2 protein-coding genes are annotated in these 23167 nt (G+C 63.9%); both read left to right on the top strand.

Going from position 1 to position 23167, the window contains the following annotated elements:
* Window positions 1-34 precede the first annotated feature (34 nt).
* On the top strand, window positions 35-13981 hold the full coding sequence (locus ACYZUA_RS13045) for a non-ribosomal peptide synthase/polyketide synthase (protein ID WP_461963399.1): 13947 nt from the start codon (window positions 35-37) through the stop codon (window positions 13979-13981).
* 87 nt (window positions 13982-14068) lie between these two features.
* The gene (locus ACYZUA_RS13040; protein ID WP_461963398.1) at window positions 14069-23164 is read left to right on the top strand and encodes an amino acid adenylation domain-containing protein; all 9096 of its coding nucleotides are present in this window, start codon (window positions 14069-14071) and stop codon (window positions 23162-23164) included.
* Window positions 23165-23167: the final 3 nt, after the last annotated feature.

Below are 23167 nucleotides of genomic sequence, written 5' to 3'. Positions count from 1 at the left end.
TCGCCGTTGCCCCTTCTTTTGCAGGACGCTTTCAATGACCACCGAAAAAACCACCGCCAATCCGATTGAAGACATCTACCCGCTGTCGCCGTTGCAGCAAGGGATGCTGTTCCACTCCCTGCTGCACGAAGATTCCGGCGTGTACCTGATGCAGGATCGCTACCGCATCGGCGGTGCCATTGATGAAGTGGCGTTCCTTGAATCCTGGCGCCAGGTGGTGGCGCTGCACCCTTCCCTGCGTGCCAGTTTCCAGTGGAAAACCCAGAAGCAACCCGTGCAGGTGATCCATCGCGACGTCAAGGTTCCCCTGGACACCCTCGATTTGCGTGGGCTCGCACCGCATGAACAGGAAGCGCGGATCCGCACGTTGCTGGAAGACGAGCAAAAAGTCGGTTTCAACCTGTCGAAGCCTCCACTGATTCGCTTCCGTCTGGTGCGATTGGCCGATGAGTCCTACGAATTCATTCGCAGTTTCCACCACATCCTGATGGACGCCTGGTGCATTTCCCTGGTGACCGTGGACTTCCTCAAAGTCTACGAGGCGCTGTGCAACGACCGCACACCGGAGCTCAAGAGCCCGCGCCCGTTCCGCGATTACATCCAGTGGCTGCAACGCCAGGACGCTGGCAAGGCCGAGCAGTTCTGGCGCGGTCAGTTGCAAGGGCTGAATGCACCGACGCCATTGACCGTGGACAACGGCGTGGCCCGCGACCGCTACACCGACGCGGTGCTGGTGGACGATCAACTGATTCACCTGACCGAACCAGAAACCCAGGCGCTGGCGGCATTCTGCCGTAGCCGCAGGATCACGCCGAACACCTTCTTCCAAGGTGTCTGGTCGCTGTTGTTGTCACGTTACAGCGGTCAACGGGACGTGCTGTTCGGCGTCACCGTCGCCGGTCGTCCGGCAGAGCTGACCGGCGTTGCAGAAATGATCGGCCTGTTCATCAATACCTTGCCGCTGCGGGTATCGGTGGACCCGGAAGCATCGTTGGGCAGTTGGCTGAGCGCGCTGCAAGGGCTGAACGTCGACATGCGCGACTTTGAGCACACCCCCCTGACCGACATTCAAGGCTGGAGCGATTTCCCCCGGGGCGAAACCCTGTTCGACAGCATTCTGGTGTTCGAAAACGCCCCGATCGACGAGCAGATTCTGGAAGGCGGTTTCCAGTTCAGCCTCGAAGGCATGGACCACAGCGTGCACACCCACTACGGCTTGACCGTGGTGATCCTGCCCGGCGAGCAGCTAGGCATTCGAGTGTCTTACGACCGCGAGCGTTTCGAGGCTCCGACCGTGCAGCGCTTGCTCGGCCATATCGCCAGTCTGGTACGCAGCATGCTTGCCGCACCGGAGGCGTTGCTGGGCAGTTTCGAACTGCTGGCTGCCGATGAGCGCCAGCAACTGCTGGGTGAGTGGGCGGTCAATCCCCACGACTTCCCACTGGATCATAGCTACGCCGAACTGTTCGCCGTCCAAGTCGCCCAACGCGGCGGGCAGATTGCCGCGATCTGCGACGGTGAGTCCCTGACCTATGCCGAACTGGATCAGCGATCCACTCGCCTGGCCCACGCCTTGCGCGAATCCGGTGCCGGTGAAGATCAACTGGTCGCGCTGGTCGCCCCCCGTGGTCTGGCGCTGTTGACCATGATGATTGCCGTATTCAAGGCCGGCGCCGCGATGCTGCCGCTTGAAATCAATCATCCGCCGGAACGCCTGCGGGAAATCCTCAGCCTGTCCCGCGCGCCATTGCTGCTGGCCAGTGAAGGGTGCAGCGCGCTGCTCGATCAATTGCTCAGCGGCCTCGATCAGGCGCCAAAGGCCCTGTTCGCTGAAGCCTGCTGGATCGATGGCAACGATACGTCGCTGCCATTGGCGGGCAGCCCGGACAGCCTGGCCTACGTGCTGTTCACCTCGGGTTCGACCGGTACGCCCAAAGGCGTGATGATCGAACAACGGGGCATGCTCAATAACATCTTCGGCAAAGTGCCGGCGCTGGGGTTGAGCGCCGAAGACCGGATTCCACAGACCGCTTCGGTGGCGTTCGACATTTGCGTGTGGCAGTTCCTCGCCGCGCCAGTACTGGGCGCCACGGTACACATCCTGCCGGACGACGTGGCGCATGACCCACAACGCCTGCTGCAAGTGATCGCCAGCGAACGCCTCAATGTGCTGGAAATCGTCCCGAGCCTGATGCGCACACTGCTTGCGCTGTGCCCCTGCGATCTGCAACTGCCCGACCTGCGCTGGGTGCTGCCCACGGGTGAAGCGCTGCCGCCGACCGTGGCCCGGGACTGGTTTGCACGTTTCCCGGATATCGCACTGATGAACGCCTACGGCCCGGCCGAATGCGCCGACGACGTGGCCTTCCAGCCGATCTTCGAAGCACCGGACGCTAACGTCAGCCATATGCCCATCGGCCAGCCGACCGCCAACAACCGCTTGTACGTGCTGGATGAAGCGTTGCGGCCGGTGCCAATGGGTGTGCCTGGGGAGATCTGTGTGGGGGGCGTCGGTGTCGGCCGCGGCTACCTGCACGATCCCCAGCGCACCGCTGATGCGTTCATCGACCATCCTCAGCTGGAAGGTCGCCTGTACCGCACCGGCGACCTCGGGCGCTGGCGTGCCGATGGCGTGATCGAATACCTCGGCCGCCGCGACCAGCAGGTGAAATTGCGTGGACACCGGATCGAACTGACCGAAATCGAACACCGTCTGGCCCAGCACCCGAACGTGCGCGAAGCCGCCGTGCTGCTGCGCGAAAACAGCGTTGGCGAAGCCTGGCTGGTGGCCTACTGGTCGGCCCATGACGATACGTTGGGCAACGACGGGCTAACCGAACACCTGCGCGCACAACTGCCGCCATACATGGTGCCGGCCGCGTTCGTGTGCCTGGAGCGCTTGCCGCTGAACAACAACGGCAAGGTCGATCGCAAGGCCCTGGCCGCCCAGGAACTGAGCTGGCAGGCCGACACCCAGGAAAGCATCGCACCGCGTAACGAGCTGGAAGCCGCCGTGGCGAAAATCTGGGCCGAGGTGCTGGGGCGCGACACCGTTGGCGTGGAAGACAACTTCTTCACCCTCGGCGGTCACTCGCTGCTGGCCACTCAGATCGTCGCGCGCCTGCGCAGCCATTTCAAACTCGACCTGCCGTTGCGGGTGCTGTTCGAACAACCGACGGTAGCGCTGCTGGCCGTCGCCATCGCCGCGCGCCAGGCTGACGCCGCCGCACCACAAGCCGTCGCGATCAGCGTGCCAAAGGCCCAGGTCCGTCCAGCGCTGCTGCCGTTGTCGTTCTCGCAACAGCGCCTATGGTTCATCGAGCAACTGACGCCGGGCACGACGCTGTTCAACATCCCGTTCGCCCTGCACCTCAAAGGTGAACTCAACGTCGCAGCGCTGCACGCCAGCCTGAATGACTTGCTGGTGCGTCATGAAATCCTGCGTACCGGCATCCGCAGCACCGATGGCGTACCCAGCCAGCACATCAGCGAATCGCTGAACATTGCATTGCCGTTCGATGATTTGTCGGGCCTGGGCGCGACGGCTCTTGAAGGTGCGCAGTTCAATGCCCTGCAAGAAACCTTTGAGCAACCGTTCGACCTGACTTCACCGCCACTGCTGCGGGCGCGTCTGCTACGCGTGGCGCCGGGTGAACACGTGCTGGGTATCGCCCTGCATCACCTGGTCTCTGACGCGTGGTCGGCGACCATCGCCCTGCGCGAGCTGGCCCTGGGTTACGAAGCCCGTTGCAACGGCACCCCCGCTCAACTGCCGGCATTGCCGGTGCAATACGCCGACTTCGCGCTGTGGCAGCGCGAACACCTACAAGGTGCCGAGCTCAAGCGCCAGCTCGATTACTGGACCACCACGCTGGATCGACGCAACAGCGAAGGCAGCCCATTGCTGGCACTGCCGACCGACCATCCACGGCCGTCGATGCAAACTTACCGTGCCGGGATCGTACAGCGTGAACTCAGCGCCGACCTCAGTGGTCGGGTGCAAGCCTTCGCCAGTCGCCTGGGCACCACGCCGTTCACCGTGTTGTTCGCCGGTTTCGCGGTGTTGATGCACCGTTTGAGTGGCGATGCCACGGTGCTGATCGGTACCCCGGTCACCCACCGTGAACAACCGGGCACCGAAGGCCTGCTCGGCATTTTGCTGAACAACCTGGCGATCCGTGCCGACTTTGAACCACAAGCAGATTTCACCGCGCTGGTGGGTCAGGTGGCCAAGCGCTTGCGCGAAGGCTTGCAGCATCAAGACCTGCCATTCGAGCAACTGGTGGACAGCCTGCAACTGCCCCGCAGCCTCAGTCATGCGCCGCTGTATCAAGTGATGGTCGCGCAGCAATTGGCCATGGAGTCGCGCTTGCGCTTCCCGGGGCTGGAGTTCGAAGCCCTCGATACGCCGCTCAAGCACTCCGAATGCGATCTGGATTTGCACGTGCTGTGCCCGGCCAATGCGCCGATTCAACTGGAGTTGATGTTCGCCCTGGACCTGTTCGCCGCCGACAGCGCCCGCCAGACCCTCGCCCGCCTGGAGCACTTGCTCGAGCAAATGCTCGCCGAGCCGCAACGTCCGGTGGCTGCCCTGCCACTGCTGATGGCCACGGAATGGCAGCGCACGGTGGTCGAGTGGAACCGCACCGAGATGGAGGTGCCACAGCACCTGACCTTCGCCCAGCTGTTTGAACAGCAAGCCGAACGCACCCCGGAGCGCGACGCGCTGTGTTTCGAAGGTCGCAGCCTGAGCTACGCCGAACTGAACCGCCGGGCCAACCAGGTGGCGCATTACCTGCGCAGTCGCGGTGTGGTCGCCAATCGTCCGGTGGCGTTGTGTGTCGAGCGGTCGCTGGAGTTGTTGATCGGTTTGCTCGGCATTCTCAAAGCGGGTGGCGCCTACGTGCCGCTGGACCCAACCTATCCGGTGGATCGTCTGGCGTACATGCTCGAAGACGCGCAACCGGCGTTGTTCCTCGGCCAGCAAGGCTTGATGGAACAGTTGGGCGCCGAACTGCCGCGTCTGCGGCTGGACAGCGACGCCGCCCTGTTCGCCGATCAACCGGACAGCAACCTCACGCCACTGGCCGGCCCCGATGACCTGGCCTACATCATGTACACCTCCGGCTCGACCGGTAAGCCCAAGGGCACGCTGGTTACCAACGGCTCGGTGGTCAACCTGGCCTGGGCGCGCATCCATGGTTTGTATCGCCGCTATACCGATCAGCCGATGCGCACCAGTTTCAACTACTCGTTTGCCTTCGACAGTTCGGTGGCCGAGCTCATCTTGCTGCTCGACGGCCATAGCCTGTACCTGACTCCGGAAGACGTGCGCTACGACCCTGAGGCCCTGGCGCAGTTTTTCCGTGAAACCCGCCTGGAAGCCTTCGAATGCACCCCGGCACAGCTCAAGGCCCTGCTAGAAAGTGACGGCGTGCGTCGTGGTGAAGTGTATTTGCCGCGCTTCGTGCTGTTCGGTGGCGACGCGGTGGATGCGCAGCTTTGGCAGCGTCTGCCGTCGATTGCCGGCAGCCGCTTCTTCAACACCTACGGTCCGACCGAATGCACGGTGGATGCGACCGGTTGCGCCGTCGATGACTTCCCGCAGCGTCCGATCATCGGGCGGCCAATCGCCAACGTGCGCACGTACGTGCTCGATGCCTTCCTCAATCCGATGCCGGTCGGCGTTCCGGGGGAACTGCACATCGGCGGTGCCGGCGTGACCCTGGGCTACCTCAATCGCGCCGAACAGACCGCGAAGGTGTTTATCGAGGACCCGTTCTCGCCGCTGGCGGGTGCACGGATGTACAAGTCCGGCGACCTGGTGCGCTGGCTGCCCGACGGCCAGCTCGAATACCTGGGGCGCATGGACCATCAGGTGAAAATCCGTGGTTTCCGTGTCGAGCTGGGTGAAATCGAGGCCTTGATCGGCGCCCAACCGGGTGTGCGTCAGGCGGTAGTGCTGGCCCGTGAAGACGTGCCCGGCGACAAGCGGCTGGTGGCTTACGTCACCTGCGATCAGCAGGCCGACGTCAACGCCTGGCGCAAAACCATCGGCGCCGCCCTGCCCGACTACATGGTGCCTTCAGCGTTTGTGCTGCTCGATGAGTTGCCGCTGACCGACAACGGCAAACTCAACCGCAAGGCCCTGCCAGCGCCGGACATTCAGGCTGAACCCGACGCCCAGGACCCGCCACGCACCGTCGCCGAACAGCAACTCGCCACTCTATGGTCCGAGTTGCTGAACGTGCCGCTGACCCAGATTGGTCGCGACAGTCACTTCTTCTATCTCGGCGGTCATTCGCTGCTGGCGGCGGTGCTGTTTGCCCGTCTGCGCCAACAGTTCGCCACGGTTCCACCGTTGCGGGCAGTGTTCGAACACCCAACCCTCGAAGCACTGGCCGCCCTGTTGGGTGAACCGCTGCAAGCGCCAGCGGCGACCTTCGTTCCGGTGGCACGTCCCGCCCGTTTGCCGTTGTCGTTCGAACAACAACGCTTGTGGTTCCTCGAACAATTGAGTGCGGGCGGTGGCGAATACAACGTGGTCAGCGCCGTGCAGTTCGACGGCGAGCTGAACACCCAGGCCTTGCAATCCGCCTTGAACAGTGTGGTTCAACGCCACGAAATCCTGCGCAGCCGCATCGTGCGCGAGACCGATGGCGAGTTGGGGCTGATCATCGAACCGCAGGTCAACCTCACCTTGTGCGTGGCGGCACTGGACGCGGCCACCGACGACAGCTGGCAACAGCTGACGGACGAGGCCATCCACGCCGAAACCGGGCACCGTTTCGACCTGGCCAGCCAAGTGCCGATCCGCGCCACGCTGATGCAACGCAACGGCCGCGCCCAGGCGTTGCTGTTACTGACCGTGCATCACTGCGCCACCGACGATGCCTCCAGCCAGAACCTGCTGGATGAATTGGCGCAGTTCTACGCCGCGCAATGCCAAGGCGCCGTCGCCACACTGCCGAACCTGGCGTTGCAATACCCGGATTACGCGCTGTGGCAGCGTGAATCAGGGCAGCAGGCGTTGTTCCGCAGTCAACTCAAGTACTGGCGCACGCAACTGGAAGACGGCAACTACCTGTTGGACCTGCCCACCGAACAAGGCCGGCCAAACCAGCTCGACCCGGTTGCCGGCGCGGTACAACTGCAACTGCCGTCAGAACTGGTGGGACGCTTGCGGCAGTTCGCCCAGCAACGCGGCGCCACCCTGTACATGTTGATGCTCAGTGCGGCGCAGTTGTTGTTGGGACGTTACGCCAACCAACGCGACGTGCGGATCGGCAGCCCGGTCGCCCAGCGTCCGCTGGCCGAACTGCAGCCGCTGATCGGTTGCTTCGTTAACACACTGGTGATGCGCGCCGATCTCGATCCGGCGCTGGATTTCGAAGGGTTGCTGAGCCAGGTGCGCAACAACGTACTGGACGCCCAGCAGCATCAGGACGTGCCGTTCGATCAGGTCGTTGAGCACTTGGCGCCGGAACGCAGCCTCGCTCAGACGCCGTTGTTCCAGGTGTTGTTCGTGATGCAGAACGCCGACACTTCGGCCAGTCACTGGCCACATTTGCAGGTCCGCGAACGAGCGGTCACCGCTCAGGCGACCAAGTTCGATCTGAACTGGGAAGTGCATGACGGCGAGGTGCTGTCGGTGTTGCTCGAATACCGTGCCGCGCTGTTCAGCGAAACCACGGCCCGCCGTTGGTTGGCGCAATGGCAACAATTGCTCGAAACCATGCTCGATGCTCCCCAGGCCCGCCTTGGCGACTGGTCACCGTTGACGGTGCCGGAGCGCCAACGCCAATTGGTTGAGTGGAACGCGACCGAACGTCATTACAGCGGCCCGACCAATCTGCACACGGCCCTGACCCAGCAAGCGGCCCTCAGCCCCAACGCCCCGGCGCTGGTGTTCGAAGGCCAGCGCCTGAGTTATGCCGAGCTGGATCAGCGCGCGCAAACCGTCGCCCGGGCCTTGCGTGCGGCCGGTATTGGCAGCGGCGCCATCGTGCCGGTGTGCATGGAGCGCTCCGTGGAGATGGTTGTGGCCTTGCTCGGCATCGTGCATGCCGGCGCGGCGTGGTTGCCGCTGGATCCGGAATTGCCGGCGGCGCGTCTGGCATTTTTAATCGCGGACGCTGATGCCCAGGTCACCTTGACCCAGGCGCAGTGGCTGGCGCGCCTGCCGGTCGGGCACACCGCCTGGACGCTGGATGCGTTGCCAACAGCAGAAAGCGCTGAACCGATCAGCGTCAGCCCGAGCGATCTGGCCTACGTGCTTTACACCTCCGGTTCCACCGGCCAACCGAAAGGCGTGATGAACGAACACGGCGCCTTGATGAACCGTCTGCACTGGATGCAGGACGCCTTCCCGATTGGCCCGAATGACCGCGTCTTGCAGAAAACCCCGTACAGCTTCGACGTGTCGGTGTGGGAATTCTTCTGGCCGTTGATCACGGGTGCCACGCTGGTGGTCGCTCGCCCGGACGGCCATCGTGACCCGGCGTACCTCAGCCAATTGATCCAGCAAGAGCATGTCACCACCCTGCACTTCGTACCGTCGATGCTGCGTGCGTTTGTCGAAGAGCCAAGCCTGGTCAACTGCCGCAGCCTGCGTCAGGTGTTTGCCAGCGGTGAAGCCCTGCCGGTGGACCTGGTGCGCCGCTTCATGAGCCAACACCCGGCGGCACTGGTCAACCTCTACGGTCCGACCGAAGCGGCGATTGACGTCTCGGTATGGCGTTGCTCGGCGGACGACCTGATCGTGCCAATCGGCAAGCCGATCGCCAACCTGCGCCTGTACATCCTCGACGAGGCCATGCAGCCACTGCCCATCGGCAGCATCGGCGAGTTGTACATCGGCGGGGTCGGCGTGGCGCGCGGTTACCTGAAACGTGCGGACCTGACCGAGGAACGTTTCCTCGCCAGCCCGTTCATCGACGGTGATCGCCTGTACCGCACCGGCGACCGCTGCCGCTTCCTCGCCGATGGCAACATCGAATACCTCGGCCGTCTCGACCATCAGGTGAAACTGCGCGGTCAGCGGATCGAACTGGGGGAGATCGATGCTGAACTGCTGGCACAGTCCGGTGTTCGCGACGCTGCCACACTGTTGCTGGATCAGCGTCTGGTGAGTTTCTGGTGCGGTGTAGCCGAAGAAGCCTCGCTGCGTGCGGCATTGAGCGACAACTTGCCGTCGCACATGCTGCCAAGCCTGTGGGTGCAACTCGACAGCTTGCCGCTCAACAGCAACGGCAAACTCGATCGCAAGGCGCTGGCCGCCCTGCCATTGCCGCAAACCAAAAGCGACCAGCCACGCAGAGCGCCGCGCAACACCACTGAAACCGTGCTGTGCGAGTTGTTCAGCGAAGTGCTGGAATGCCCGTTGGTGGGGATCGACGATCATTTCTTCCACCTCGGCGGCCATTCCTTGCTGGCCACCCGACTGGTCGCCCGGGTTCGTGAACGCCTCGGTGCCAGCCTGCCGCTGGCGCTGGTGTTCGCCCAGCCGACGGTGGCGGCGCTGGCCGGTCATCTGCGCGCGGCGATGCCGGGCGAACTGATCACCGCCCAACCGCGTCCGGCACAGTTGCCGCTGGGCCTGGCGCAGCAGCGGTTCTGGATGCTCAGCCGTCTGGTACCGGATTCGCGTGAATATCACATGCCGTTCGCCCTGACCTTGCATGGCGAGCTTCAGGTTCAGGCCTTGCGCGAGGCATTCGAACAAGTCAGCGAGCGCCATTTGGTGCTGCGCAGCCGCATCGTCGAAATTGAAGGCGAGCCGCAGTTGCTGATCGACAATCAGGGCCCGGCGCTCGCGGTCACTTCGGTCACCACACAAGACTGGGCGGCAGCATGCGCCGATGCTCAGAACGAGCTGATGGCACCGTTCGAACTGGCCACCACCGCACCTTGGCGTGCACACCTGTTGCAACGTCAAGGCAGCGACGAAAGCCTGTTGCTGGTGTGTCTGCATCACAGCGCCACCGACGGTTGGGCGATGCAGTTGCTGATCGACGAACTGGCCCAGGCCTACAGCGCCGGCCTGAACGGGCAGTCGCCTGCCTGGACCGCGCTGGACGTCGACTATGTTGATTTCGCCCTGTGGCAGCAGCACCCGGACACCCAGGCTCGGCGCAATGACAGCCTGGATTACTGGAAAAACCATCTCGGCCAGGACGACTACCAACTCGATCTGCCCCTCGACCATCCACGCGGTGCCGAAGCGGATCGTCGTGCCCAACTGCTGACAGTCAGCCTCGGCGCTCAGCGAGCGGAAGCAATCCGTCAGTTCGCCCGTCAACGCGGCACCACCACTTATGTCGTACTGGCCACTGCCTTGAGCGCCTTGCTGGCGCGCTATAGCGGTCAGCGTGAAATTCGCCTCGGCACCCCGGCCGATCAGCGCGATCAGCCGCAAACCCAGGCACTGCTGGCGTGTCTGGTGAATACGTTGGTGATTCGCAGTGAAGTCGATCAACAGGCCCCGGCCGAGCAATTGCTGGCCAGCCTTGAAGCCGATTTGCGCGCCGCCCAGGCCCATGCCGACCTGCCGTTCGCCACATTGGTCGGCGCCGTGGCCCAGCGTCGCGACCTCAACCGCACACCGCTGTTCCAGGTGATGCTCTCCCTCAACCACGGCCGCATGGACAGCAACCAATGGCCGGGCCTGAACATCGAAGAGCAGACGCTACCGGTGATCGACGCCAAGTTCGAACAGAGCTGGGAAGTCCAGGACGATGGCAGCGACATGATCCTCGCGCTGGAATACCAGGCAGCGCTTTTTGACGAGTCGACGATGCAGCGCTGGAGCACGCAATGGTGTGCGCTGCTGGACGCGCTGGTGGCGACGCCGGCCCGGACGCTGGTCGAGTTGTTCCCGCAACAACAGGATCAGCAGCAACTGGATCGCTGGAACGCGACCGAACGTCATTACAGCGGCCCGACCAATCTGCACACGGCCCTGACCCAGCAAGCGGCCCTCAGCCCCAACGCCCCGGCGCTGGTGTTCGAAGGCCAGCGCCTGAGTTATGCCGAGCTGGATCAGCGCGCGCAAACTATGGCCAAAGCCTTGCGCGCTGCCGGTATTGGCAACGGCGCCATCGTGCCGGTGTGCATGGAGCGCTCCGTGGAGATGGTTGTGGCCTTGCTCGGCATCGTGCATGCCGGCGCGGCGTGGTTGCCGCTGGATCCGGCATTGCCGGCGGCGCGTCTGGCATTTTTAATCGCGGACGCTGATGCTCAGGTCACCTTGACCCAGGCGCAGTGGCTGGCGCGCCTGCCGGTCGGGCACACCGCCTGGACGCTGGATGCGTTGCCAACAGCAGAAAGCGCTGAACCGATCAGCGTCAGCCCGAGCGATCTGGCCTACGTGCTCTACACCTCCGGTTCCACCGGCCAACCGAAAGGCGTGATGAACGAACACGGCGCCTTGATGAACCGTCTGCACTGGATGCAGGACGCCTTCCCGATTGGCCCGAACGACCGCGTGTTGCAGAAAACCCCGTACAGCTTCGACGTGTCGGTGTGGGAATTCTTCTGGCCGCTGATCACCGGCGCCACGCTGGTGGTCGCTCGCCCGGACGGCCATCGCGACCCGGCGTACCTCAGCCAATTGATCCAGCAAGAGCAGGTCACCACCCTGCACTTCGTGCCGTCGATGCTGCGCGCCTTTGTCGAAGAGCCAAGCCTGGCCAACTGCCGCAGCCTGCGTCAGGTGTTTGCCAGCGGTGAAGCCCTGCCGGTGGATCTGGTGCGCCGCTTCATGAGCCAACACCCGGCGGCACTGATCAACCTCTACGGTCCGACCGAAGCGGCGATTGACGTCTCGGTATGGCGTTGCTCGGTGGACGACCTGATCGTGCCAATCGGCAAGCCGATCGCCAACCTGCGCCTGTACATCCTCGACGAGGCCATGCAGCCACTGCCCATCGGCAGCATTGGCGAGCTGTACATCGGCGGGGTCGGCGTGGCGCGCGGTTACCTGAAACGTGCGGACCTGACCGAGGAACGTTTCCTCGCCAGCCCGTTCATCGACGGTGATCGCCTGTACCGCACCGGCGACCGCTGCCGTTTCCTCGCCGATGGCAACATCGAATACCTCGGCCGTCTCGACCATCAGGTGAAGCTGCGTGGCCAACGGATCGAACTGGGGGAAATCGACGCGGCGCTGTTAAACCAGCCTGGTATCACCGGTGCCTGCACCCTGGTGATCGACAACCGCTTGGTGGCGTTCTACAGCAGCAGCGCCGCGCAATCGGAGCTGGGCGCGCTGCTTGCCGCCCAACTCAAAAACCAGTTGCCGGCGTACATGGTGCCGGCGGTGTGGGCCGAAGTGCCGGCCCTGCCCCTGACCACCAACGGCAAGATCGACCGCAAGGCCCTGGCCAACCGGCCACTGCCGCAGACTCAGGCAGATCACGTCGCACCGCGCAACGAACTGGAAGCCCTGCTCTGCCAGTTGTTCGGTGAACTGCTTGGCGAAGCCTTGACCGGTGGCCGTGAAGTCGGGACTTCGGACAGTTTCTTTGCCTTGGGTGGTGATTCGATTCTCGGTCTGAAACTGATCTCGCGACTGCGTGAACAGGGTTATTCGCTCACGCCAAAAGACCTGTTCCGCTCGCCGACCCCGGCGGCATTGGCTCAAGTGGCCAGTCCGTTGCTGACGCTGGCCGAACAAGGCGATGTGACCGGTGCGATGCCGCTGATGCCGTTGCATCAGTGGTTCTTCGACCAGCAACAGCCGCAGGCCGCGCACTGGAACCAATCGGTGCTGGCCGACAGCGACCGGCGTCTGCAGCCGGCCCTGGTGCAAGCAACGCTGGACCGAATGGTCGCCCACCACGACGCCTTGCGCCTGCGCTTCACCGAGGTTGACGGGCAATGGCAGGCGCACATCGCACAGGTATCGCCCGCTCAATTGAGCTGCTGCGAACACCCTGAGCAACTGCAGCAAGTCGCGCAAAGCCTGGACCTGCAACATGGCCCGCTGTTCGCCGCTGCATTGCTCGAAGGCGAGCCGCAACGTTTGTATCTGGTCGCGCATCACCTGGTCGTCGACGCAGTGTCATGGACGCCGTTACTGGAAGATTTCCAGCAGCTGTATCAAGGGCTGGAACGTGGCGAGAACCCGCGTCTGCCGGCGAAAACCACGTCCTACCGGCAATGGGCCGAGCACCTGCACGCCCATGCCGCTACGGTCAGCGCCGAACAGCGCTACTGGAACGCCCAAACGACCATGAACGTCGCGCCGGTGGCCACGGTCGCCGAGCGTCAGACGCTGTCGGCCCGTTGGGATGCGGCCCGCACCCATCAATGGCTGACCGAGTCCCACGCCGCCTACCGCACACAGCCGGAAGAACTGCTGATCGCCGCCCTCGCCGCCACCTTGGCGGAAGCCGAAAGCCGCGCCGACATCGTGGTCGATCTGGAGCGTCATGGCCGTGATGCGCAGTTTGAAGGCCTGGATGTCAGCCGCACCGTCGGTTGGTTCACCACCCTGTTCCCGCTACGGGTGAACGCAAGCGGTGCCCCCGGCGATCGGGTGCGCAACGCCAAGGAAGCCTTGCGCGCCGTGCCGGGTCAGGGCCTCGGCCACGGACTGCTGCGTCAGCGCGGCGAGTTGCCGTCGGGCCGTGGCGATGTGTTGTTCAACTACCTGGGGCATGAGCAAACGCCACCGGGCTGGTTGCGCGCCAGCACCTTGACCCCACCGCCGGAAGTGGCGTTGGCCAACCGGGTGACCCACGCCCGTGAAGTGGTCGCCTGGCTGGAAGACGGTGTGCTGCGTGTCGAATGGCACAGCGTCACCCCGACCGCCGACAGCCGCTTGCCCGCTCGCCTGCTGGAACACCTGCAAGCACTGGTCGGGCATTGCCTCGACCCGCAGGCCGGGACGCTGATGCCGTCGGACTTCCCGCTGGCCAAAGGCATGAACCAGGCGACCCTCGACACCCTGCTAAAACGCCTGGGGCCGAAGAAATGAGCCCCGACCTCGACCTGAATTTGACTTCGGAGTGCGCCGCTCGCGGCGCACGTGCCTCTACGATTTTCTGGATTGAACACTGCTGCCATGCATGACCAAATCGAAAACATCTATTCGCTGACGCCGTTGCAAAAAGGCCTGCTGTACCACGAGGCCTATGCGCCCGAGTCGCGGGTCTACTACCAGCAAATGAGCATCGGCCTGGCCGGTGAGCTCGACCTCGACGCGTTCCGCCAGGCCTGGATTGCGCTGATGCAGCGCCACGCGGTGTTGCGCACGGCGTTTCTCTGGGAAGAGCTGGACGACGCTTATCAGGTCATCCTCAAGGAAGTCGACCTGCCGTTGCGCGAAGTCGACTTGCGCGGCAACCCGCAAGGGCTGGCGGCCCTGGCGGCGGAAGATCACGCACAAGCATTCGAACTGGGTGCCGCGCCGCTTATGCGCTTGACCCTGGCGCGTCTGGACGATGTGAACGGGCAAGCGCAGTGGTCGCTGGTGTGGACGCACCATCACCTGTTGCTCGACGGCTGGAGCGTCGGTTCGCTGCTGGCGGATTGGCGCGATCTGTATCGCGCGGCCCGTCGCGGGCAAAATGCGGCATTGGAAGCGGTGCGACCATTCCAGGATTACGTGGCCTACCTCAGCGAACGCCCATCCGCCGATGAGTTCTGGCGCAGTCGCCTGGCGGATTTCGCCAACACCACCCGCGTGCCCGAGTCGGACCCGCGTGGCCTGCTTGCCGACCCCGTGGACGCGCACCTGCCCTGCACCGAACACCAGCGCGTGCTGGATGCCGCAATGACTGCGCGCCTGAGTAGCTTCGCCCGTGACAACAACCTGACCGTCAACACCCTGCTGCAAGCGGCGTACGCTTACTTGCTGGGCCGCCATAACGGCAGCGACGAAGCCCTGATCGGCGTCACCGTGGCCGGGCGTCCACAGCGCCTGAGCGGTGTCGAGCGCATGGTCGGTCTGTTCATCAACACCTTGCCGCTGCGGGTGCGCTGGGACGAGGCGCCGACCGTTGGCCAATGGCTGGCGGGCATCCAGGACTGGAACGCCGAGATGCGCGAGCATGAACACACGCCGCTCGCCAGTCTGCGGGTCTTGACCGCGCTGCCGCCCGGTGGCGAGTTGTTTGAAGCGATCATGGTGTTCGAAAACTTCCCGTTCCCCCGGGAGCTGGATCAGATCGACGAGGGCCTCGTCGGGCTGCCGGACGCTGAACACACCGCGCCGTTGCGCCACACCGGCGGACGTAACAACTACCCGATGTCACTGATCGCTTCGATGGAAAGCGACAGTTTGCACCTGCATTTGGTGCATCAGCGCAAACGCTTGTCCGACGCGGCCGGCACTCGCCTGATGGAGCAATTGATAACGCTGCTCGACGAACTGAGCCGCGACGCCAATCGGCCGCTGGCCGAGGTGCCGCTGTGCCCGACGCAGGAACTGAACCTGACTCGCACCTGGGGCAACGGCGCGACCCTTGCAGTGCCCGATGCTGCGCTGCATGAACTGATCGCCGCTCAGGCCCGCCGCCATCCCGAGCGTGAAGCCGTGCGCGACGCCCATGGCGCATTGAGCTACGGCGAGCTGCTTGAAGCCTCGACCGGACTGGCCAACGCCTTGCGCCAGCGCGGTGTGCAACACGGTGATCGCGTCGCGTTGGCGCTGCCCCGTTGCAACGACGCAGTGATCGCGTTATTGGCGATCATGCAGGCCGGCGCTTGCTTCCTGCCGCTGGACCTGGGCCAACCGGCCTCGCGCCTGGGCGCACTGATGGCCAGTGCCGATGTGGATTTCATCATCGGCACGCCGACCTTCGACACCGCCGCTGCGCAGGTGATCGAAGCCTCGGCCCGCGCCACCGGGATCGACCTGCAAGCGGTGGATCAACAGGCCTGCGCCTATGTGATCTACACCTCAGGGTCCACCGGGACGCCGAAAGGTGTGCGCCTGTCCCATCGCGCCATCGTCGCTTATGTCAGCGGCATTCTGGCCGAACTGGGTTGTGCCGAGGCTGAACAACCGTGGCGCCATGCGCTGCTTTCGACCTTCGCGGCGGACCTCGGTTACACCCAGTTGTTCGGTGCGCTAGTCAGCGGTGGCAGCCTGCTGCTGGTAGATGACGACACCCGCGCTGACCCGAACGCCCTGGCCCAGTGCTTTGCCGACTTCACCCCGGACCTGGTCAAGCTCACGCCCAACCACCTGCACGGTCTGCTCGCCGCGCATCCTGACGTGCGTCTGCTGCCGCGCCGCGCCTTGTTGCTCGGCGGCGAAGCGCTACACGGCTCGCTGCTGGACACTGTCCGTGCGCTGCGCCCGGAACTCGCGGTCTACAACCACTACGGCCCAACCGAAAGCGCCGTGGGCATTTGCCTGTCGCGCATCGAGCAGCCACTGACCGGCGTACAACCGCTGGGCCATCCGCAACCGAACCGGCGACTGCGGGTACTCGACAGCCACGGTCACACCGTGCCGGTCGGTGTGCCGGGTGAATTGTGGGTCGGTGGCGAAGGCCTGGCCATCGACTACCTGGGCGATCCGGTGCAAACCGCCGCACGCTTTACCGCCGTTGCCGACCTGCCCCGCGCCTACCGCACCGGCGACCGTGTGCGCTGGCTGGAATCCGGTGAACTGGCGTTCCTCGGGCGCGTCGACAACCAGGTCAAATTGCGTGGCTACCGCATTGAGCTGGGCGAAGTCGAAGCGCAAATCAAACGCCTGTCGAGCAACATTCAGCAAGTGCTGGTCCGTGTCGTGCAACCGGCCAACGAGACGCCGCGCCTGATTGCCTGGCTGGTGGCCAGCACCTCAATGTCGGTGGACAAACTGCGTTATGACCTGGCCCTGCGCGTACCGGATTACATGGTGCCGGCGGACTTCATCGCACTGGATGCGATCCCGCTGAACGCTAACGGCAAACCGGACATCGCTCGCCTGCCACTGCCCGATGCCCCTACCCGTCAGGACAATTACGAAGCCCCGCGTGACGCGGTGGAAATCGCCTTCGCCGAGATTTGGCAGGACGTGTTGCGGGTCGAGCGCGTGGGGATCCACGACAACTTCTTCGCCTTGGGCGGCGATTCTATTCTCAACCTGCAAATCATTGCCCGTGCTCACCAGCGCGGCATGAAGCTGACCCCCAAGCAGTTGTTCGAAAACCGCACCATCGCTGAAATTTCGGCGGTCATCAGCCAAGGCGCGAACTACAGCCGCGACACCACCAGCGCTGCGCGCAATGTTCCGTTGACCGCAGGTCAACACGCCCGTCTCGAAGTTGGCCCGTTGGTGGCGGACTGGCGCTGCGTGGCGCTGAATACGCCGATCAGCCTCGAAGTGCTGAACCGCGCCGTGCAGGCTCTGCAACAGCAACACCGCGCACTGCAACTGGGCCTGACCCAACAGCCGGACGGAAGCTGGGTGCAAACCCTGCCGAGCACACTGAAACCGGTCAGTGCCAGCCGTCAGCCGTTAGACACTGACAACCTGAGCGCACTGGCCGAAAGCACTCTGGCCACACTGGATCACGCGGCGGGCGAAGGCTGGCACGCCTGCCTGTCGGAACAGCGCGACGCGGTGTTGTTGGTCGCCCATGCGCTGCGCCTGGATGCTGCTTCCTGGGCATTGTTGATGACTGACCTGGCGCTGGCCGTGGCTCAAGCGCAATACGATCGTACGATTGAATTGCCGCGTCACGGTGGCCATCTCGATGAATGGGCCGAGCATCAAAACCTTTGTGCCCGCGATGAAGACGAGCTGGAATCGGCCTGGGAATACTGGCTGCAATACGCCGGTGAAACCCTACCGTCCGCCCCACACCCGGATGGCCTAGCCACTGAAAGCCGCGTACAGATTTCGCCGTCACTCAGCGCCCGTCTGAACCTGTTGCAACGCCGTAGCCACGCGCCTTGGGCATCACTGGTGGCCACCGCTGTCGCTGCGGAACTGGCGCAACAAAGTGCCGAACAGGACGTCTGGCTGACCCTGGATCGCGGTCGCTGCGAGCGGGCCCGTCTGCCGCTCAGCAGTGCGCTGAGTCGTACCGACTTCAACCCGGCGACGGTGATCGGTGCGCTGAGCCATGCCGTTCCGCTGCGTTTGAACGTGACACCTGGCGCCAACGCCGCGCAATTGCTTGCACAGGTCGACGCGCAACTGGCTGCCGCCCCGCACACCGGTGACGACTACGGCGTGCTGCGTTACCTGGCCGACAACGACTACTTGCGCGAACCGCTGCTGAGCCTGCCGCAGCCAACCGTGCATATTGTCATGGCCGGCGAATGGCAAGCCCTTGAAGGGCCGTTGGGCGAGGTCATCGCGGCCAGCGCGCCAATCGATGGCGCCGGGCTGACCCTGTCCGTCAGCCTGCAACACGGTCAACTGCAAATCGATTGCCGTGGCCCAGGCGCAGACCACTGGGCCGAGGCACTGGAGCAGCGTCTGGCCCTGCTGGCTGCCGACGCCGAGCAAGCCATCCCGGGGGCCCACGCGTTCCCGTTGTGCCGCGCCGCCGGTCACGACCTCACGGCCTTGGGTGCTAACTTCGACTGGGCCGGCATCGACGACTTGCTGCCCCTGTCGCCGATGCAGGAAGGCATGTTGCTGCACACCCTGCTACGTCCCAACAGCGGCATCTACCTGATGCAACAACGTTATCGCTGGGACGGCGAACTGGACCGCAGCGCCATCGAATTCGCCTGGGCGCAGCAACTGGCCCGGCACCCGATGCTGCGCACCGGTTTCTGGTGGCAGGACGGCAAGGCCGCGCTGCAATGTGTCTACCACGACACCGACCCGGCCTTCGCCTGGTACGACTGGCGGCACCTCGACGAAGCGAGCCGCCAGCGTCAACTGGACGCCGTGCTGGACGCCGAATGCCGGCAGGGTTTCGACATGCGCCGCCCGCCGCTGACCTTCCTTCGGGTGTTCCAGGTGGCCGATCAGGAATTCCTGATCGTGCGCAGCTTCCACCACATCCTGACCGATGCCTGGTGCTTCGGCCTGTTGATGGCCGACCTGTTCGCCCATTACCAGGCCCGCGTACTTGGCCAGCCTGTGGCGCGTCCGTTGCTGCCCTCGTTCAGCAATTACATCCATTGGCTGCAATGTCAGGACACGTCCATCACCGAACAATTCTGGACCCGCGAACTGGCTGGTTTCAGCGCGCCGACGCCGTTGGTGGTGGATCGTCCGGCGGTGACCGAGCAGGCGGTCGAAGCGGTGGCCAACCTGGACGTCACCCTGTCGATTGCCGACACCCGTGCCCTGACCGCGTTGTGCCAACAACACCAGCTCACGCCCAACACCTGGATTCAGGGGGCCTGGGCTTTGCTGTTGTCCCGCTATAGCGGCAGCGATGACGTGCTGTTCGGCGTTACGGTGTCGGGACGTCCGACCGATTTGCCGGGCGTGGAAGACATCGTTGGGTTGTTCATTAACAGCCTGCCGCTGCGGGTCAAGGTTGACGACTCGCAAACCGTGGTGCCGTGGCTACAAGCGTTGTTCGCGCACAACTACGAGTTGCGCGCCTACGAGCATGCACCGCTGGTGGACATTCAGCGCTGGAGTGAAATCGAGCACGGTCGCTCGCTGTTCGACAGCCTGGTGGTGTTCGAAAACGCGCCGTTCGACGCAGGTCTGTCTGATCGTCAGGTCGACTTCAACGTCGACATCTACGAAGACCGCGTGCACACCAACTACCCGATGACCGTGGTGCTCTATCCTGGTGATCGTCTGGGCATTCGCCTGACTTACGACGCCGCGCGTTTCGACACCGACACCGTACAGCGCATGCTCGGCCATTTGCGTCAGTTGCTCACGCAAATGGTCGCCCAGCCTGACGCACCACTGGCCTCACTGTCGTTGTTGACGCCGGATGAACGCCAGACCCTGCTGGTGGACTGGAACCGCAGTGAACTGGACTTCCCGCTGGATCAAACCTACGCCGAACTGTTCGCCCGACAAGTGGCGGAGCATCCGCAGCGCAGTGCTGCCGTGTGTGGTGCCGACAGCCTGAGCTACGCCGAACTGGATCAGCGTTCGAACCGACTGGCTCGGGCGCTGATCGAAACCGGGGCCGGTCGCGACACGCTGGTGGCGCTGGCCGCTGAACGCGGCCTGCCATTGCTGAGCATGATGATCGCCGTGCTCAAGGCTGGCGCGGCCTACCTGCCGCTGGACATCAAGCATCCGCCTCAGCGCCTGAGCGAAATTCTCGAACTGTCCGGGGCGACGATTCTGTTGACCAGTGACAGTGCCGACTCGGTCATCGACCCGGCACTGGCCGCGAGCACCGCGACCCCGCGCCGCCTGCGCACCGAAGCCCTATGGATGGCGGGCGATGCAACGCCACTGAACGTGGCTGGCAGCCCTGATGATCTGGCTTACGTGATCTTCACCTCAGGCTCCACCGGCACGCCCAAAGGAGCCATGGTCGAGCAACGGGGCATGCTCAACAACATCTTCGGCAAGGTGCCGACCCTGGGCCTGTCGAGCGAAGACCGGATTGCCCAGACCGCCTCCCCGGCGTTCGACATTTCGGTCTGGCAGTTCCTCGCCGCGCCGATCCTTGGCGCCACCGTGCACATTCTGCCGGACGTAATCGCCCACGATCCGGAGCGACTGCTGGAAGCGCTCGAGCACCAACAATTGTCAGTGCTCGAAGCCGTGCCGACGATGATCCGTGCCCTACTCGACCTCGCCAGCACCGACACGCAACTGTCGGCGCTGCGCTGGTTGCTGCCGACTGGCGAAGCCCTGCCTCCAGCGCTGGCCCAGGCCTGGCTGAGCCGCTTTGCCCATGTGCCGCTGATGAACGCCTATGGTCCGGCGGAATGCTCGGACGACGTGGCGTTCCACCCGCTGACCGCTGTGCCGGAAGAAGGCGGCAACGCCATGCCGATTGGCCGGCCGACCGCCAACAATCATCTGTACCTGGTGGATGCCGCGTTGCGACCAGTGCCAGTGGGCGTGCCGGGGGAAATCTGCGTCGGTGGCGTCGGCGTCGGTCGTGGTTACCTGAACGATCCGGAGAAAACCCTGGCTGCGTTCGTCGCACATCCATTCGAACCCGGCGCGCGTTTCTACCGCACCGGTGACCTGGGTCGCTGGCGTGCAGACGGAGTGATCGAGTTCCTCGGTCGCCGTGATCAGCAGGTGAAAATCCGCGGTCACCGCATCGAACTGGGGGAAATCGAAGATCATCTGGGACGTCATTCCGCCGTGCAAGCCGTGGCCGTGATCGTCAACACCGACCAACGTGGCGACTTGCAACTGGTCGCCTACTGGACCGGCGATGACACGCCGGTGGCGGTGCTGCGCGAATGGCTGAGCCAACGCTTGCCGTCGTACATGGTGCCGGCGCATTGGCAACAGCTGGACGCACTGCCGCAGAACGCCAACGGCAAGGTCGATCGCAAACGGCTGACCGCACGTGCGCTGGACAGCAACGACCTGAGCGAGCAACGGCCGCTGCGCAGCGACACCGAACGGCAACTGGGCGCGATATGGGCGCAGATTCTTAACGTGTCGACGATGGGTGCTGACGACAACTTCTTCGCCCTCGGCGGACACTCGTTGCTGGCGACGCTGGTGGTCTCGCGGATTCGCAGCCAACTCGCGGTGGACCTGCCACTGCGTGCAGTCTTCGATCATCCGGTATTGGAAAACCTGGCCCGCGCCATCGACAGCGCCCGTTTGCAGGCGGCACCCTTGGCCCTGCCCGCGATCATCGCGACAGACCGTTCGCAACCGCTGCCGTTGTCGTTCGCTCAACAGCGGCTGTGGTTCCTTGAGCAACTGAACCCTGGCTCCAGCGGTTTCAACATTCCGTTCGCCTTGACCTTGACCGGGGCGCTAAATGTCGAGGCCTTGCGCCTGGCGTTCGAACAATTGATCGCCCGGCATGAAGTATTGCGCAGCACCGTGCACAGCGATCACGGTGAACCCTGGCAGCGGATTGAAGCGGCGCAGGTGTTTGCCTTGCCGGTCGCCGATCTGCAAGCGGTCTCGGTGCAGGAACAGGAGCCGGCTATCCAGGCGCAATTGGCTGAGGTCTTCGGCCAACCGTTCGACCTGACGCAGGCGCCATTGATTCGCGCGCGGTTGCTGAAACTGGACGCGCAGACTCATGTGTTGGCCATTGCCATGCATCACATTGCGGTGGACGCCTGGTCCATTGCGCAATTGGTGGACCAACTGGCCACCGACTACATCGGCTTCGGCAGCACCGCTGCCCGCATCGACACCCCGGCCCTGCAATACGCCGACTTCGCCGTATGGCAACGCACGCACCTGCCGGGCCCGGTCTGGCAGCAACAGCTGGCCTACTGGCGGCAGCAGTTGCAAGCCAGCCCGGCGCCGCTGTTGTTGCCGGGCGCTCAAACTCGCGATCACGGGGGTTGTGCGCGGCATCGCCGTCGCCTGCCGACGTCGCTCGCCCGGGCCATCGGCGAGTTGGCGACGGCTCGCGAGGCTTCGCCGTTCATGGTGTTGCACAGCGCGCTGAACGTGTTGCTGCATCAGCAGACCGGACGCGAAGACCTGCTGGTCGGCACCGACATTGCCAACCGTCATCAGCAACAGACCGAAGACATGGTCGGCTTCTTCGTCAACCAGTTGGTGCTGCGTTGCCGCGTAGCGCCGCAGCAGACGTTCGATCAATTGCTGAGCGATGCCCGCCGCGTGGCGCTGGATGCCTTTGCCCATCAGGATTTGCCGTTCGACGCCTTGGTGGCCGACCTGCTGCCACAGCGGGACGCGCGTTTTACGCCGTTCTTCCAGGTCAAACTGGTGGTGCAGAACACCCGTCAGCAAGACCTGCATTTGCCGGGTCTGGCGATCAGCGAGCGGGAACTTGAGCCGCAAGCTTCGGATGTGGACTTGCTGATCAACGTCGTGGATGACGGCGAAGGCTTGCTGGTGGTTTACGACTACGACACCGGACGTTACGCCAGTGCCTACATCGAACTGTTCGACAGCCTGTTTGTTTGCCTGCTGGAACAACTTGTGCTGAACGCTGACACCAGCGTCGCTCAGTTGTTGGTGTCACTCAATCAACTGCAACAGACCCGCCGCGAGCTGGCTCAAGCTGCGCTGCGTGAAGCCGGCAGCGCGCGTCAAAGCACTCTGGGCCAGGCTCGTCGCCGCAGTGTTGTGAAGGATGCCGAACAATGATGG

The organism is Pseudomonas sp. LS2P72, from assembly GCF_054897865.1.
The sequence above is the reverse complement of the archived record's forward strand: the minus strand, read 5'-3'. Positions and strand labels throughout refer to the sequence as shown.

Bases quoted from the DNA above. Each gene is read 5' to 3' on its own strand.
- ACYZUA_RS13045 (WP_461963399.1), top strand. From the start codon at position 35: ATGACCACCGAAAAAACCACCGCCAATCCGATTGAAGACATCTACCCG.
- ACYZUA_RS13040 (WP_461963398.1), top strand. From the start codon at position 14,069: ATGCATGACCAAATCGAAAACATCTATTCGCTGACGCCGTTGCAAAAA.